Source organism: Sphaerisporangium sp. NPDC051017, from assembly GCF_040683095.1.
Classification (GTDB): Bacteria; Actinomycetota; Actinomycetes; order Streptosporangiales; family Streptosporangiaceae; genus Sphaerisporangium.
Genome location: NZ_JBFBCI010000072.1, coordinates 25,754 through 40,698, shown reverse-complemented (window position 1 = coordinate 40,698; position 14,945 = coordinate 25,754). Strand labels below are relative to the sequence as shown.

The 14,945-nt window shown below is 71.5% G+C and carries 13 protein-coding genes; 6 read left to right on the top strand and 7 right to left on the bottom strand.

Annotated elements, in window-relative coordinates; genetic code table 11:
• The first annotated feature begins 769 nt into the window (after nucleotides 1-769).
• Complete coding sequence (locus AB0M95_RS35715) at nucleotides 770-2,353, top strand: multicopper oxidase domain-containing protein (protein ID WP_363774559.1); 1,584 nt, start codon at nucleotides 770-772, stop codon at nucleotides 2,351-2,353.
• A 173-nt stretch (nucleotides 2,354-2,526) separates the two neighbouring features.
• Here AB0M95_RS35715 and AB0M95_RS35710 read toward each other — a convergent pair whose 3' ends face one another.
• From AB0M95_RS35710 to AB0M95_RS35700, 3 genes are read right to left on the bottom strand one after another with little or no spacing between them, the layout of a single operon-like run.
• Complete coding sequence (locus AB0M95_RS35710) at nucleotides 2,527-3,573, bottom strand: ABC transporter substrate-binding protein (protein ID WP_363774550.1); 1,047 nt, start codon at nucleotides 3,571-3,573, stop codon at nucleotides 2,527-2,529.
• Nucleotides 3,574-3,590: 17 nt separating this feature from the next.
• Nucleotides 3,591-4,640: an ABC transporter permease gene (locus AB0M95_RS35705; RefSeq protein ID WP_363774547.1), complete on the bottom strand. Its 1,050-nt coding sequence runs from the start codon at nucleotides 4,638-4,640 to the stop codon at nucleotides 3,591-3,593.
• A complete protein-coding gene (locus AB0M95_RS35700; RefSeq protein ID WP_358524961.1) occupies nucleotides 4,630-5,472 on the bottom strand; it encodes an ABC transporter ATP-binding protein in 843 nt (280 codons plus the stop codon). The genes AB0M95_RS35705 and AB0M95_RS35700 overlap by 11 nt, the downstream gene beginning before the upstream one ends.
• Nucleotides 5,473-5,689: 217 nt before the next feature.
• Between AB0M95_RS35700 and AB0M95_RS35695 the strand changes: the two genes are divergently transcribed.
• Together AB0M95_RS35695 and AB0M95_RS35690 are read left to right on the top strand one after the other, a co-directional pair.
• Nucleotides 5,690-7,300, top strand: coding sequence for a sensor histidine kinase (locus AB0M95_RS35695; RefSeq protein WP_363774544.1), 1,611 nt, complete (start codon nucleotides 5,690-5,692; stop codon nucleotides 7,298-7,300).
• A 55-nt stretch (nucleotides 7,301-7,355) separates the two neighbouring features.
• The gene (locus AB0M95_RS35690; RefSeq protein WP_358524967.1) at nucleotides 7,356-8,039 is read left to right on the top strand and encodes a response regulator; all 684 of its coding nucleotides are present in this window, start codon (nucleotides 7,356-7,358) and stop codon (nucleotides 8,037-8,039) included.
• 114 nt (nucleotides 8,040-8,153) lie between these two features.
• Here the strand turns inward: AB0M95_RS35690 and AB0M95_RS35685 are convergent, their stop codons facing one another.
• Nucleotides 8,154-9,005: a bifunctional methylenetetrahydrofolate dehydrogenase/methenyltetrahydrofolate cyclohydrolase gene (locus tag AB0M95_RS35685; protein WP_363774541.1), complete on the bottom strand. Its 852-nt coding sequence runs from the start codon at nucleotides 9,003-9,005 to the stop codon at nucleotides 8,154-8,156.
• Between the two features lie 314 nt (nucleotides 9,006-9,319).
• Here AB0M95_RS35685 and AB0M95_RS35680 point away from each other — a divergent pair, with 314 nt between their 5' ends.
• Nucleotides 9,320-9,598 carry a hypothetical protein gene (locus AB0M95_RS35680; protein WP_363774539.1) on the top strand — a complete coding sequence of 93 codons (279 nt, stop codon included), beginning with the start codon at nucleotides 9,320-9,322 and terminating at the stop codon, nucleotides 9,596-9,598.
• Between the two features lie 24 nt (nucleotides 9,599-9,622).
• Here the strand turns inward: AB0M95_RS35680 and purH are convergent, their stop codons facing one another.
• Together purH and purN are read right to left on the bottom strand one after the other, a co-directional pair.
• Entirely contained in the window at nucleotides 9,623-11,167 is a 1,545-nt protein-coding gene (purH, locus tag AB0M95_RS35675) for a bifunctional phosphoribosylaminoimidazolecarboxamide formyltransferase/IMP cyclohydrolase (RefSeq protein WP_363774536.1), read from the bottom strand.
• A gap of 73 nt (nucleotides 11,168-11,240) precedes the next feature.
• Nucleotides 11,241-11,900: a phosphoribosylglycinamide formyltransferase gene (purN, locus tag AB0M95_RS35670; protein ID WP_358524584.1), complete on the bottom strand. Its 660-nt coding sequence runs from the start codon at nucleotides 11,898-11,900 to the stop codon at nucleotides 11,241-11,243.
• 83 nt (nucleotides 11,901-11,983) lie between these two features.
• Here purN and AB0M95_RS35665 point away from each other — a divergent pair, with 83 nt between their 5' ends.
• Nucleotides 11,984-12,394 carry a hypothetical protein gene (locus AB0M95_RS35665; protein WP_363774533.1) on the top strand — a complete coding sequence of 137 codons (411 nt, stop codon included), beginning with the start codon at nucleotides 11,984-11,986 and terminating at the stop codon, nucleotides 12,392-12,394.
• 292 nt (nucleotides 12,395-12,686) lie between these two features.
• The gene (locus AB0M95_RS35660) at nucleotides 12,687-12,983 is read left to right on the top strand and encodes a UBP-type zinc finger domain-containing protein (protein ID WP_363774530.1); all 297 of its coding nucleotides are present in this window, start codon (nucleotides 12,687-12,689) and stop codon (nucleotides 12,981-12,983) included.
• A 127-nt stretch (nucleotides 12,984-13,110) separates the two neighbouring features.
• On the opposite strand, the gene AB0M95_RS35655 is transcribed toward AB0M95_RS35660, so the two are convergent.
• Nucleotides 13,111-14,730, bottom strand: a complete 1,620-nt coding sequence (locus tag AB0M95_RS35655; protein ID WP_363774527.1) for a DUF6350 family protein — start codon at nucleotides 14,728-14,730, stop codon at nucleotides 13,111-13,113.
• Nucleotides 14,731-14,945 lie beyond the last annotated feature (215 nt).

Genomic DNA, 14,945 nt, shown 5'->3' with positions numbered 1-14,945 from the left:
GGCTTTCGGCATGCCCGAACCCGGAACTCTGCACCCAACACCATGATCAACACGACCTCAGGAAAGCTTGATCATGATCGTGAAAGATCTGGGCCCGCCAGGCCATCCGGCGCGGGACCTTCCGCTCGGTCAAAGACCTCACTGGGGCTATCCGGCGTTTCATCGACGCCTACAACAGCCGCTGCCAGCCATTCGCCTGGACCAAGACAGCCGACGAAATCCTCACGAAAGCCAAGCGTAAAGAAACTTCACATACGCAACACTAGGCGTCTCACCCTTGGGCTGTGTGATACTCGATAAACTCGTAATCGTCGCTCCGAAGAATTCCACTCTCTCATCCGACGGCACTCACGTCACCCTCGCCGGGGTGGGCACCTTCGCGATCGGCGGATCAATCCGTACTGACGACTGGACCATCCGGCGGCCCAAGGCCGGCACCATAGGATTGCCCGATAATTTCGCGGCATGCGGTAACGGTGGCTTCACAGTAATTCATCCCTCGGCAATGCGGTGCCACTGTGCGGCTCTGCGGGGCATGTCCGCGAGCCGGACGCTGCATGCCCTGGGGAGCCGGTTGGCCCATTGTCGCTGTAGTCGATACGACACCGTTGCCGAGGAGAGTCCAGGCTAAGTTGGAGGATTTTCTGAGCCGGGCGGGACAGCGTGAAGTCGCCGGAGTGGGGGCCGTGATCGCATTGCGGGGTATCAGGGTAACGGGGACGGCAGGATACTCCGAACCATTCACGGCAAGGAGTTTCACGTGTCAAAAATGCTATTGTCCCCCGCGCGGTTCGCCGCGGCCGGAGCGGCAGTGGTCGCCGCCCTGGTCCACGGAGTCGTCCTCGAAGACCACTTACAGAAGGCGCCGTATCTCGGCGTGGCGTTCGTCCTCTACATACTCACCTGTGCGGTACTCGCGCTGCTTCTGGTACGCCGGGACAGCGCCTGGGTCTGGTCGGCGACCGGCGCGCTGGGCCTGGCCGCGATCGGCACCTACGCGCTGAGCCGTTCGGCCGGACTCCCGCAGGTCCGCGGCGACCTGGGAAGCTGGACCGACCCCGCCGGTCTCCTGGCGATCAGCGCTGAACTGACCATGACCGGCGCCGCCGCGTTCGCCTTCTGGTGGCACCGCTACGGGCAGGCGAGCGAACGGCCGACGCGGGCCCTGGCGCCGTGGGCGGCCAGCGCGGTGGTGGTGGCGCTCGGCATCGCCACGGTCGGTGCCGTCACGACGGGAACCGCGGCCGGCGGCGCGTCGGCGAGCAGCGGTATGTCGATGACGGACGTCACCGACTGGAACAGCATGGGCGCGGCCTTCAGCACCAACGGCACCACGCGCACGTACTACATCAGCGCCGACGAGGTGACGTGGAACTATGCTCCGCTGGGCTACAACGGCACCACCGGACAGCCGTTCGACGAAGAAGCCGAGACATTCGTCAAGTCCGGACCGGGCCGTATCGGCTCGAAGTACTACAAGTGCCTGTACCGGGGGTACACCAACGACTCGTTCAACATGCTCGTCCCGCGCAGCGCGGACGACCAGTACCTGGGACTTCTCGGGCCGGTGATCCGCGGGGTGGTCGGCGACACCATCCGGGTGGTCTTCCGTAACACCTGCTCGATCCCCACCAGCGTGCATCCGCACGGCGTGTTCTACACCAAGAACGCCGAAGGCGCGCCGTACAGCGACGGAACCTCGGGCTCCGACAAGTACGACGACGCGGTCCCGACCGGCGGGCGGCACACCTACGTCTGGCAGGTGCCCGAGCGTGCCGGACCTGGTCCGCACGACGGCACGTCGGTGATGTGGATGTACCACTCGCACACCGACGAGATCGGCGACACCTACGCCGGCCTGATGGGCCCGATGGTCATCACCAAGGCCGGGTCCGCCCGCGCGGACGGCAGCCCCAACGACGTCGACCGGGAGATTTTCGGATTGTTCTCGGTGATGGACGAGAACAAGAGTCCCTACCTGGAGCGCAGTCTGGAGGCCTTCGCCGACCAGCCGTACCCGGACCTGGATGACGAGGGCTTCAACGAATCGAACCTGATGCACTCCATCAACGGGTACGTCTACGGCAGCATGCCGACGGTGAAGCTCCGCAGGGGGCAGCACGTGCGCTGGTACGAGATGAGCATGGGCACCGAGGTGGACCTGCACACCCCGCACTGGCACGGCAACACCGTCACGGTCGGCGGGATGCGGATGGACGTGGTCAACCTGCTCCCGGCGTCCATGGCCGTCGCGGACATGGTGCCGGACGACATCGGGACCTGGCTGTACCACTGCCACGTCAACGACCACATCTCTGCGGGCATGATGGCGCGTTACCAGGTCACCAGCTGACCCGGCACCCCCGCCATCCCTGAGTCCCGCCTGACCAGGTGCCCCTGCCGGCCGTGAGTCCCGCCACCGTCCGGGACGCGCGCCCACCGGACCCTTGACCACGGTGCGGCCACGAGTTCGAACGGCCCTCGCCCCTGAACCGGGCGAGGGCCTTTGATCGGTCGTACTTGGTACTACTTGGCGGCTTTGACGAACTCGGTGGTGTAGGTCTTGGACAGGTCGATGCTGTCCTTCTTGCCCTGGACGTTCGGCGAGAACAGGCTGAGCACCTCCAGGACGTTCTTGGCGCCCTCCTCGTCCATCAGGCCGTCGGGGCGGAAGATGCTCTTGGTGTCGTTGATCGACTTGGCGTACAGGGCGGGGTCGCCGCCGGCGTACTCGGTGGGCATCTTGGCGGCGATCTCCTCGGCGGAGTGCTCGTTGATGAACTTCAGCGTCTTCACCAGGGCGTTGGCGAGCTTCTGGACGGTCGGCTTGTTGGCCTGCACCCAGGCGCAGTCCATGTACAGCGAGCTGGCCGGGTAGAGGCCGCCGAGGGCCGCCCGGGTGCCCTCCTCGGTGCGCATGTCGATGATGATCTTGCCCTTGCCCGTCGAGGTGAGCTTGGCTGCGGTGGGGTCGGTGGTCATGCCCGCGTCGATGCCGCCGTTGTCCATGGCGGCGATGAACGTCGGGCCGGCGCCCGCCTTGACCCGGGTGATGTCCTCGGTCTTCAGGCCCGCCTTGACGGCGAGCGCCTGGGTGAGGAAGTCGGTCGAGGAGCCGGGGCTGGTGATGCCGAGCCGCTTGCCCTTGAAGTCGGCCGGTGACTTGATCTTGTCGGCCTGCGCGGTCGAGACGACCTCGACCTCTCCGGGCACGTCGGCGAACTGCACGACGCTCTGGATGCACTTGCCCTTGGTCTGCAGGTCGATCGTGTGGTCGTAGAAGCCGACGACACCCTGGACGTCGCCGCTGATGAGGACGTTCTCGGCCTGCGCGCCCGAGGGCTCGGTGAGCAACTGGACGTCCACGCCCTCCTGCTTGAAGTAACCGAGCTGCTCGGTCAGCTTGGGCGGCAGGTAGATGACCTTGTCGATGCCGCCGATCATGATCTTGACCTGCGGGCCCTTGGCGCCCTCGGCGGCGGTGGCGGTACGGGAGTCGCGGCAGCCGGTGGCGGCGACGACCATCGCCAGGCCGGCGACGGCGGTGACGGCAAGGCGGGATGTGGCGTTCATGGCGGGTCTTGCTCCGATCAGATCTGTGCTTCGGCGGCGGCGGACGGCGGGCGCCAGGCGAGGAGCCGGCGTTCGAGGAGGGTGAGCAGCCATTCGGCGAGCAGCGCCATGACCGTGATGATGATCATTCCGGCGTAGATGCCGGCCGAGTCGAAGGTGCCCTGGGCGTGGTTGATGAGCAGGCCGAGGCCCTTGTCGGCGCCGGTGTACTCGCCGACGATCGCGCCGATCAGCGCGAAGCCGAAGGCGACGTGCAGGCTGGCGAGGATCCACGATGTCGCGCTGGGCAGCACGATCGTCAGCAGGATCTGCCGGGGCCGGGCGCCGAGGATGCGCGCGTTGTCGATCAGCGTCTTGTCGACCTCGCGCGCGCCCTGGAAGGCGTTGAAGAAGACGGCGAAGAAGACCAGGACGACGGCGGTCGCGACCTTGGAGGACATGCCGAGCCCGAACCAGATCACGAACAGCGACGCCAGGACGATGCGCGGGATCGCGTTCGCCGCCTTGATGAACGGCGCGCACACCTCGGCCAGGAAGCGTCCCCGGCCGAGCAGGACGCCGAGGACGACTCCGGCGAGCGCGCCGATGACAAACCCGGCGACCGCCTCCTCCAGGGTGACGGCGATCTGCTCCCAGATCGTGCCGAACGCCGTGCCGCTGGTGAACCAGTCGACGAGGCGGCCCCAGATGGCGCTGGGCTTGGAGTAGTAGAAGGGGTCCAGGAACGTACTCGCGGACAGCTCCCAGCTTGCCAGCCAGAGCACGACCAGCAGCACGCGCGTCGCGGTGATCTTCGGGACGCGTAGGCCACGGCGGCGGGGGCGCGCGGGGGCGTCGTCCCGTACTGCGGGGGTTTCGAGGGCTTGCTGGGACATGGGATCGTCCTCCTTGACGTCCTCCTTCACGGCGACGCCGACGCCGTCACGGGTGCGGGCGCGGGCGCGGATCGAGGGGTCGGTCGACTCGTTCGGGCCGGTGAGCGGCGCGGGCTCAGGCGACACGGCCGCACGGCGCTCAGGCGGCACGACGGGTTCCGGCGGCACGGCGGCACGGCGCTCAGGCGGCACGGCGGGCTCCCCGGGCGCGGGTGATCTCGACCTCTTCGCGCAGCGCGTCCCACACCTCGCGGTAGACCTCCAGGAAGGACTCCTCCAGCCGGATCTCCTCCACGCGGCGCGGCCGTTCGAGCCGTACCGGGATGACCTTCTTGGTGGTGGCGGGGGCGGCGGTCATGACGACCACCGTGTCGGCCAGCGCGATGGCCTCGGTCAGGTCGTGGGTCACGAAGACGACGGCGGCACCGCTGCCCGACCACAGGTCCAGCAGCAGGTCCTGCATGTGCTCGCGAGTCTGGACGTCCAGGGCGCTGAACGGCTCGTCCATGAGCAGGATCGACGGCTCGTTGATCAGCGTCTGGGCCAGCGCGACGCGTTTGCGCATGCCGCCGGAGAGCTGGTGGGGGTAGTAGCGCTCGAACCCGGCGAGCCCGACCTTGGCCACCCAGTCCCGGGCCCGGTCGCGGGCGTCGGCCCTGGTGGCGCCGCGGTAGCGGGGGCCGGCGGCGACGTTGTCGAGCACGGTGCGCCATGGCAGCACGGCGTCCTGCTGGAACATGTAGCCGAGCCCGTCCGGGATGCCGGTCACGGGCCTGCCCTGAACGAGCACCTGGCCGTCGCTGGCGGGCGCGAGGCCGGAGATCATGGACAGGCTCGTGGACTTCCCGCAGCCCGTGGGCCCGACCACGCTCACGAACTCGCCTTGGCGGACGTTAAGGGTCATGTTCCTCGCGGCGGTGTAGTCGCCGCCGTCGCGGGTCGGGAAGCGCTTGGTGACGCCGCGCAGCTCGATGGCGTCGCCCCCCGCCCGGGGTGCGGCGGCTGGGGCGCTGGGGGTGGTCAATTTCTGCTCCTTCCGGACGATGTCCGGCTCCTGACACGCGGAGGAAACGTCGGCCTGGTAGTCATGAAGGGGAACGGGGAATTCGTTTCCCGGGAACGTAGGCCGGTGTGACAGGCCTCACTAGCCTTGTGCCGGTTGTGTGAGCAAAGCGCGTATTTCGCGTTTTGCTCTTTTTGCGCGCGGGCTCGCGCGGGGCGGGCGGGAGTATCGTGCTCCCATGTCCTGGCCTGGGCGGCGTCCCCCGCTGCGCTTCGCGACGCAGGCCCTGCTCGTCCAGGTCGCCGTGCTCCTGCTGATCCTCGGGCTCGGCTTCGCGCTGGTGGCCTACATGCTCCACGCGGAGCTCGAGAAGCAGTACGAAGAACGCGCCCTCGCCGTCGCGCGCTCGGTCGCCGCCGACGCCGAGATCGTGCGCGACGTCGCCGCCCACGACCGGTCCGGCGACGTGCAGGAACGCGCCGAGGCGGCCCGGCGGCGCGCGGGCGTCCTGTTCGTCGTCGTCGCCGACGACCACGGCATCCGCTACTCCCACCCCGACGCCGACCGCCTCGGGCAGCGGGTCAGCACCGCCCCCGAGGCCCTCAGCGGCCACGAGGTCGTCACCTTCGAGACCGGCACGCTCGGCCCGTCCGCACGGGGCAAGGTCCCCCTGCTCACCGCCACCGGCCAGGTGGTCGGCCAGGTCAGCGTGGGAATCGCGGCCGACGAGGTGTCCCGCCGCATCGGCGACCTGTTGCGCCCCGCCGCCGGGTTCACCGGGGTCGCCCTCGCCCTCGGCGTCGTCGCCTCCGCCGGGCTCGCCCGCAGGCTCAAACGCCAGACCCTCGGACTGGAACCCACCGACCTCGCCGACCTGCTGCGCGAGCGCGAGGCCGTCCTGCACGGCATCGACGAGGGCGTCCTCGCCGTCGACCCGGCCGGGCGGGTCACCATCTGCAACGACGCGGCGGCGCGCCTGATCGGCGGCCGGCCCCTCCTCGGCGCCCCGGCCGCCGACGCGGGCCTGCCGTCCGGGCTGCGCACGCTGCTGTCCGAGCGGACGAAGGCGCGCGGCGTCCTCGTCGCCACCGAGGACCGCATGCTCGTCGTCACCGCCGCCCCCGTACGCCGGGGCGACCGCGACCTCGGCCACGTGCTCACCCTGCGCGACCGCACCGACCTGGACGCGATGGCCCGCGAGCTGGACGTCGTCCGCGCGCTCTCCGACGCGCTGCGGGCGCAGGCGCACGAGTACACCAACCGGCTGCACACGCTGTCCGGCCTGCTCAGCCTCGGGCACCGCGACGAGGCCGTCGCCTACCTGCGGGAACTCGCCGACGACCCGCTGGCCACCGAGTACGGCGACGGCGGACGGCTGCGCGACCCGTACATTCGCGGGCTGCTCGCCGCCAAGACCGCCGTCGCCTCCGAACGCGGGGTCGATCTGCGGCTCAGCGCCGACTCGTTCGTCCCCGCGCAGCTCAAGGCGCCGCTGGACGTCGTCACCATCCTCGGCAACCTGGTGGACAACGCCACCGCCGCCGCGCAGGCCGGGTCCCGGCGCCCCGCCTGGGTCGAGGTCTCGCTGGTCTCCGAGGCCGACGTTCTGCACATGGTGGTCGTGGACAGCGGGGACGGCGTGCCCGCCGAGGCCGTCGACCGGCTCTTCGACCAGGACTTCACCACCGCCGCCGACGACACCCGGCCGCACGGCGTCGGCCTGGCCCTCGCCCGGCGGCTCACGCTGCGCCACTGCGGCGAACTCGCCCTCACCCGCGCGTCCGGGACCGACTGCGGCGCCGTCTTCGTCACCCGCCTCCCCAACGCCATCACCCGGGGTGACGCATGACACTTCGCCCCGTTCCCGTTGTCGGCGTTCTTGGCGTCACCTCGGGTGGGACGCCGTGAAGGGCGGCTCGACGATCCGCGTGCTGGTCGTGGACGACGACTTCCGGGTCGCGGACGTCCACGCCCGGTACGTGCGGCGGGTCCCCGGCTTCGAGGTCGCCGGCATCGCCCACACGGCCGCCGAGGCCGTCGAGATGGCCGACCGCCTGCGTCCCCACCTCGCGCTGCTCGACCAGTACCTGCCCGACGCGCCCGGCACGTCCATCGCCCCGCGCCTCGGATGCGACGTGATCATGCTCACCGCCGCCGCCGAGCGCGCCGTCGTCCGCGAGGCGATGCGGCGCGGAGTCGTCAACTACCTGGTCAAACCGTTCAGCGAAGCCGACCTCGCCGAACGGCTGCGCGCGTACGCGCGGTTCCACGGGCAGCTCGGCGGCGACCGGACGCTCGACCAGGCCGAGATCGACCGCGCGATCCGCGTCCTGCACGAGGGCGACCGGGTGGACGCGGCCGTACGCAAGGGACGGTCCAGCCAGACGGCACGGCTGGTCATCGACGCCGTGCGCACCGCGGGCGAGCCCGTCACGGCGGCCGACGTCGCCGCCCGCCTCGGGCTCTCACGGGCGACCGCGCAACGTTACCTGTCGGACCTCGCCGCCGACGGCCGCGTCGCCGTCGGCCTCCGGTACGGCACCACGGGGCGGCCGGAGCACCTGTACCGCTGGCCCGCGCCGCAGTAGGCCACGAACACGATCGGCACACGCCCGGCCGACGGCGTGCGGTCGGCCTGGGCACACGTGACGCCGGACCGCCGCTGAGCGTGCGCCGCGGGCCGGCTTCGGTGGCCGGTCGGGTCAGCGGGCGCGGCGCTCGGCGGACTCGACGACGTTCGTCAGCAGCATCGCGCGGGTCATCGGGCCGACGCCGCCCGGGTTGGGGGCGAAGAACCCCGCGACGTCCTCGACCTCCAGGGCGACGTCACCGGCCAGCTTCCCGTCCAGGCGGGACACGCCGACGTCCAGGACGGCGGCGCCCGGCTTCACCATGTCGGCCGTGATCAGCCCGGGCACCCCGGCGGCGGCCACGACGATGTCGGCCCCGCGCACATGGGCCGCGAGGTCATGGGTGCCGGTGTGGCAGAGGGTGACGGTGGCGTTCTCGGTGCGGCGGGTGAGCAGCAGGCCGAGGGGACGGCCCACCGTGATGCCCCGGCCGATCACCGTGACCTCGGCGCCCTTGATCGGCACGCCGTACTCCTGCAGGAGCGTCACGATGCCGCGCGGCGTGCACGGCAGCGGCGCGTCCACCATGTGGACGAGACGGCCCAGGTTGACCGGGTGCAGGCCGTCGGCGTCCTTCGAGGCGTCCATGCGCTCGATCAGCGCCTGGGTGTCGAGGTGGCGGGGCAGCGGGAGCTGCACGATGTACCCCGTGCAGGCGGGGTCGGCGTTGAGCTCGTCGATCGCGGCCTCGACGTCGGCCTGGGTGGCCGTCTCCGGGAGGTCCTTGCGGATCGAGGCGATGCCGACCTCCGCGCAGTCGCGGTGCTTGCCGGCGACGTAGATCTGGCTGCCCGGGTCCTCGCCCACCAGGATGGTGCCGAGGCCGGGCGTGACGCCTTCCGCCGCGAGCCGGGCGACCCGCTGCGCGAGGTCCGCCTTGATCTTCGCCGCGGTGGCCTTACCGTCGAGAATCTGCGCGCTCACAACTCGCCATCCTTCCATGCCGCCCCCGCGCACCACGCCCTCAGGGGTTCCGGCTCGTTCCCCGGCTCCACGCACCCGGCCGCGCGCGCACGCCCCGTCCCCCAGAGAGGTGCGGCCGGCACTGCCGAGAACTTCCGCCTGCCAAGGACAGTTTCCGGCGATGCCCGCCCCAACCTCCGCCGACCGCCGCCCCCGGTGCCGTCACGGAGGCCGGGTGATCTCGTGTGCGCGGCGCGCCCCCACCCGCTCCCGGAGAGGGAGGGCCCCTTCGTTGCGGTGCTCACGGGGTTTTGGATGCTTGAACCATGGAAAGCGTGAATCCCCCGCGAGGTCGCGAGCTGCTCATCGCTGCCAGGCACATCGCGGTCGCTCTTGGATACAACGTCGCCGACGTCACGGAACTCGCCATCACCATGGGCAACGAAGGCCGCCGTGACTGGCCCACCGCCGACCTGCTGCTGACCGCGCTCGCCGAGCTCGCCCTGCGTGCCCCCGGCCACCGCGAGATCGCCGGCCCCGCCCAGGCGGGGGAGACCCTCGGCGTCCCCCGCGTCCACCGTCTCGCCGGACTGCCGGACGACCCCCGGAAGTAGGGGGACGACCGGCAGGTGCGTGGATCAGTGGAAGAAGTGCCGCGTGCCGGTGAAGTACAGCGTGATGCCCGCCTTGGACGCGGCCTCGATGACCTCTTCGTCGCGGATGGACCCGCCCGGCTCGACGACCGCCTTCACCCCGGCGTCGATGAGCACCTGAAGCCCGTCCGCGAACGGGAAGTACGCGTCCGAGGCGCCCACGGAGCCCTTGGCCCGCTCCCCCGCCCGTGACACGGCGAGCCGCGCGGAGTCGACCCGGTTGACCTGGCCCATGCCGACGCCGACCGTCGCGCCGTCCGCGGCGAGCAGGATCGCGTTCGACTTCACCGACCGGCACGACTTCCACGCGAACGCGAGATCGGCCAGCACCTCGGGCGAGGCCGGGGACCCGGCCTTCAGCTCCCACGTGGACGGGTCGTCGCCGGGCGCGTCCACGCGGTCCACCGTCTGGACGAGCAGCCCGCCGTCGATGCGGCGGTACTCGGCGGCGCCCGCCGGCCCGGCGGGGCAGCGCAGCAGCCGGATGTTCTTCTTCGTCGTCAGCACCGCGAGCGCCTCGGGGCTGAACCCGGGCGCGACGACGACCTCGGTGAAGATCGGCGCGATCTGCTCGGCCAGCTCGCCGGTGACCTCGCCGTTCACGGCGATCACCCCGCCGTACGCGGACATCGGGTCGCAGGCGTGCGCCTTGCGGTGCGCCTCGGCGACGTCGGCGCCCACGGCCAGCCCGCAGGGGTTGGCGTGCTTGATGATCGCGACGGCGGGCTCGGAGAAGTCCCAGGCCGCGCGCCAGGCGGCGTCGGCGTCGACGTAGTTGTTGTACGACATCTCTTTGCCGTGCAACTGCTCGGCGCTCGCGAGGCCGTCCCCGGACGCGGTGTACAGCGCGGCGCCCTGGTGCGGGTTCTCGCCGTAGCGCAGCACGGCGCCGCGCGTCCAGGTGGCGCCCATGAACTCCGGCCAGCCGCCCTCCTCGGGCGCGTACACGTTGGCGAACCACGAGGCCACGGCCGTGTCGTACGCGGCGGTGTGCGCGTACGCCTGGGCGGCGAGGCGGCGGCGCTGCGGCTCGGTGAACCCGCCCTCCTCGACGGCCCGCAGGACGTCCCCGTACGCGCGCGGGTCCACGACGACCGCGACCGTGCCGTGGTTCTTGGCCGCCGCGCGGATCATGGCCGGGCCGCCGATGTCGATCTGCTCGACGCAGTCCTCCTCGGACGCGCCGGAGGCCACCGTCTCCTGGAAGGGGTACAGGTTGACGACGACGAGCTGGAACGGCTCGATCTCCAGCTCTTCGAGCTGCTTGACGTGGGAGGGGTTCGCCCCGTCGGCCAGCAGGCCGGCGTGCACGCGCGGGTGGAGGGTCTTGACCCGGCCGCCGAGGCACTCGGGGAAGCCCGTGAGCGACTCCACCGGGGTCACCGGCACACCGAAGGAGGCGATCTTCGAGGCTGTGCCGCCCGTGGACACGATCTCGACGCCTGCGGCGTCCAACACCCGGGCCAGCTCCTCCAGCCCCGACTTGTCATAAACGGTGATCAACGCGCGCCGGATGGCGATGCGGGTCACTTCGTGCTCCTCCCTGTGTCCGGGTGGTCCGGCACGCCGGACGGCCCGGATGTTGCGACTGGCTCAGAGACTCTCACGCGCCCCGGCCCTTGAGCGCCTCCGTGCCCTCCCACCGTTCCGCGTCGCCGGCGGGCCGGCCGAGGCGGACGTGACGGCCGGCCATCGTCCAGCCGTACCGGGCCATGCGGCCCACGACGTCCACGAGCAGGCGGCGCTCGACGACCTTGATGCGCTCGTGCAGCGAGTTCTCGTCGTCACCATCCTCCACCGGGACGGGCTCCTGCGCGATGACCGGGCCGGTGTCCACGCCCGCGTCGACCAGATGGACCGTGCAGCCCGTGACGCGCACGCCGTACTCCAGGGCCTGCGGGACCGCGTGGGCGCCGGGGAAGGCCGGCAACAGGGCGGGGTGGGTGTTGACGACGGGGAACGCCTCCAGCACCCGGGGGCCGAGGATCTTCATGAACCCGGCGGAGACGACGAGATCAGGGCCGTACGCGGCGATCCGCTCGTGCAGGGCCTCGTCCCACGCGGCGCGGGTCGGGAAATCAGGCACTTTGACCACGAAAGCGGGCAGACCTGCGCGCCGCGCGCGGGCCAGACCCTCGATGTCGTCGCGATCGGCGCCGACCGCGACGACATGGGCGCCATAGGCTTCGTCAGCGGTGGCGTCCATGATGGCCTGTAGGTTGGTCCCGGAACCGGAGACGAGGACCACGAGCCGAGCCGACAGGGCTGCACTCCTTCGGGGCGACGTTGACGGTACGGCTGTCAGCGTATAGGCCCCGCCACGCTCCCCAACGCAGAGGAGGTCAGGTGCTACCACCACCCGCCGAGACTTCGGGGGTCGAGATCGGGCGCCGGGCGCTACTGCTGTCCATCGGCGCGCTGGCGCTGACGTTCCTGATACCGGTGATGGGCCTGGCCCTCGGCGTCTTCTCCGTCGTCGTCGGCGTACGGGCCTGGCGGGCGCTCTCCCGCAAGAAGGGCTCCGTGGTCATGCCGGTGCTCGGGACGCTGGTCTCGCTGGCCTCGATCGCGCTGGCGGCGTCGGTGACGTGGCTCCAGTCGTACTTCAGCACCGAGCTGAGCACCTACGCCGAGTGCATGAAGGGCGCGGGCACCTCGACGTCCCAGCAGGTCTGCGTCACCGACCTCCAACGCGGCATGGAACGCAAACTCCCCTTCATGCCCAAGGGCAGCATCCAACTCCCCTTCCCTCCCTGATCCCGTCCGGCCGGGCACGGTCCGCGCGGCTCATGATCGCGCGCGGCGCGCGAGTACGGTGGAAACCGTCCGGATGAGGCCGCCGCGCGAGACGTGGGGTTTCCCGGGCGCGAGCCGGACCGGCGGCGCGGACCTGACCTGGTACGTGTGGGATGTCGGCTCAGGCGGGCCAGGAGGCGGAGGAGCCGGTACAGTCGCGGTGCCCTGTGCCGTCCTCGGGGCGAAAGAACCGAGGCACGACCGCGTGGCCGAGACCGGAACGCCGTACTCCCGTGCATTCGAAGGAGAAGCCGTGAGCGCCTGCACCCACATCAGCTTCGTGCAAGACGTCGAGCCGCACACCGACCTCGGATGCGAGGACTGCCTGGCCACCGGAGGGCGGTGGGTCCACCTACGCACCTGCCTGACCTGCGGGCACGTCGGCTGCTGCGACTCCTCGCCCAACCGGCACGCCTTCCACCACGCCGCCGGCGACGGCCACCCCATCGCCGAGTCGTTCGAGCCCGGCGAGGACTGGGCCTGGTGCTTCGCCGACCAGGTCCTCTTCGAGCCCTCCCCCAGCGGCAAGGGCGCCCGCGCGCACGTGTAGGCGCCGCGGGTCCGCCTGCCGTGGTCCCAGCGCCGCGCGGGTCCGCCTGCCGCGGCCCCCGACGCATGGGTCTACGTGTCGCGGTCCCAGCCGCGTGGATCTACCGTCGCGGCCCAGGCGCGGGGGTCTACCTGTCGCGGTCCCAGGCGTAGGGGTCGACGTAGATGACGTGGCCGCCGCGGTCGTCGGATTCGTCCACGATGTCGCGGCGCGGCGGTGGGGTCTTCGCGCGGGGCGAGGTGGACGGGGCGGTGGTGGCCGAGCCGTGCTCGTCCGACCAGTCGGCGCGGATCACCGGGATGGGCCCGGTGTCGCACTCGGTGGCGTCCATCCAGTGACCGGACGGCTCGGGGGCGGGCGGCGCGGCCGGTCTGCCCCTGGCCGCCACGCTCGCGACCTTGGCGATGGCCTCGCCCGCCCTGCGTACGGGGGCGGGTTCGGCGCGCGCCGCGTGGTACATCAGCCACCAGTTGGTCAGCCCCGCGGAGATGCCGGCGGCGACGCCGACCTCCAGCGCGACCGACAGGGCGACCTCCCAGGCGGACGGGCCCACCGCCGACAGGCGCGCGCCGCCGAGCGGGCCCCCGGCGAGGGCCGCGAGCAGCGCCGCCGACAGCCCCGTGGCCAGGCCGCAGACGAACCCCCACAGCGGAGCGGACTCCAGTTGCGGGGTCGGGGCGACGCGCGCCACCACCACCCCCGCGACCGCCCCCGCGAGGAACGGCACCGCCAGCACGCTCATGATCCAGGGGGACGTGACCCCGGAGTCGGGGAGGGCGCCGAGGATCGGCAGGGCAGGCACGCCGCCGAGCTGGACGCCGGTGGGCGCCACGAGGGTGCCCGTGCCGAGGGCGAAGCCGGGGCCGCTCAGGTAGGCCATGCCCCAGACGACGAAGTTGAACAGGTACAGCACCTCGACGAGCAGCAGGAGCAGCCCGCCGACGAACCCCGGCGCCAGCACCCCCGACAGCCGGTGGATCTCGCCGAAGTTCATCACGACCGCCGTGAGGACCAGCACGAGCCCGGCGGCGAGCAGCGTCGAGAGGGCGACGGCCGTGCCGGCCACGACGGACCGCGCGCGCTCGGGGAGCAGCCGCAGCATCGAGCGCCAGGGCCCGATCGTGCGCGCCGTCGCCAGCGAGCCCGCCACGAAGGCCAGCAGGAAGTGGCTCAGCAGCGCCTCGCCGACGAACGGCTGCGTCACGTTGTTCTGTGCCACCAGCGCGATCACGCCCGCCAGCAGCGCGTACGGGGCCGCCAGGGAGATGCCCGCCTGGGCGATCAGGACGAGCTGGGCGCGGCGGCGGGCGTTGGCCAGGTCCTTGGGGCTGCCCTTGGGCAGACGGGCGGGCAGCCTGAGACGGAGGTCGGCGTCGCGGGCCATCCAGATGGCGGCGCGGTAGAGCAGGGCGGCCGGGAGGGCCATCAGGCCGAGCGGCAGCAGGCCGACCCGCCCGTTCGGGATGGCGAAGCCCGTGTGGTGGGCGGCGAGCCAGACCTGGCAGGCCGCGCGGAAGACGCCCGGGAGCCCCTGCCCGAAGGCGCCGCGCGGGGCGGCGATCCACCCGATGAGGGTGAGCGTGGTCAGCACGGCGAGGCCGACCCCGAGCGTGGAGGCGGCGGCGAGCATCCCGGAGACGGGCAGCGGGCGGCGGGTCTCGTCGTCGTCGCCTCCGCCTCCCGTGAGGGGGAGGCGGCCGAGGACTGTGCGGGGAGCCGCCCGGAGCTGATCGAGAAGGGCCGTCACAGTAGTCGATGCTCTCAGGCCCCGGGGCACCGGCGAGCGTAAGGCGACCGCGTGTCGCCCGCTTTGTCCCGCAGACGATCACCTGTCCGGTCCGGGCGAGCACCGTACGGCGGGTCCGCGCCACGTCCCGCGCGCGCCGGGCCACGGCCTCCCATGCCCTGCGGAAGGCGCCGGACAACGGCCCCGGAAACGCAGAAACGCCCAGCGGGGAGCCG

What these genes read in the sequence shown, in the direction of transcription:
- AB0M95_RS35710 (WP_363774550.1), bottom strand. Translation starts at nt 3,573, where the DNA reads ATGAACGCCACATCCCGCCTTGCCGTCACCGCCGTCGCCGGCCTGGCG.
- AB0M95_RS35715 (WP_363774559.1), top strand. Translation starts at nt 770, where the DNA reads ATGCTATTGTCCCCCGCGCGGTTCGCCGCGGCCGGAGCGGCAGTGGTC.
- AB0M95_RS35695 (WP_363774544.1), top strand. Translation starts at nt 5,690, where the DNA reads ATGTCCTGGCCTGGGCGGCGTCCCCCGCTGCGCTTCGCGACGCAGGCC.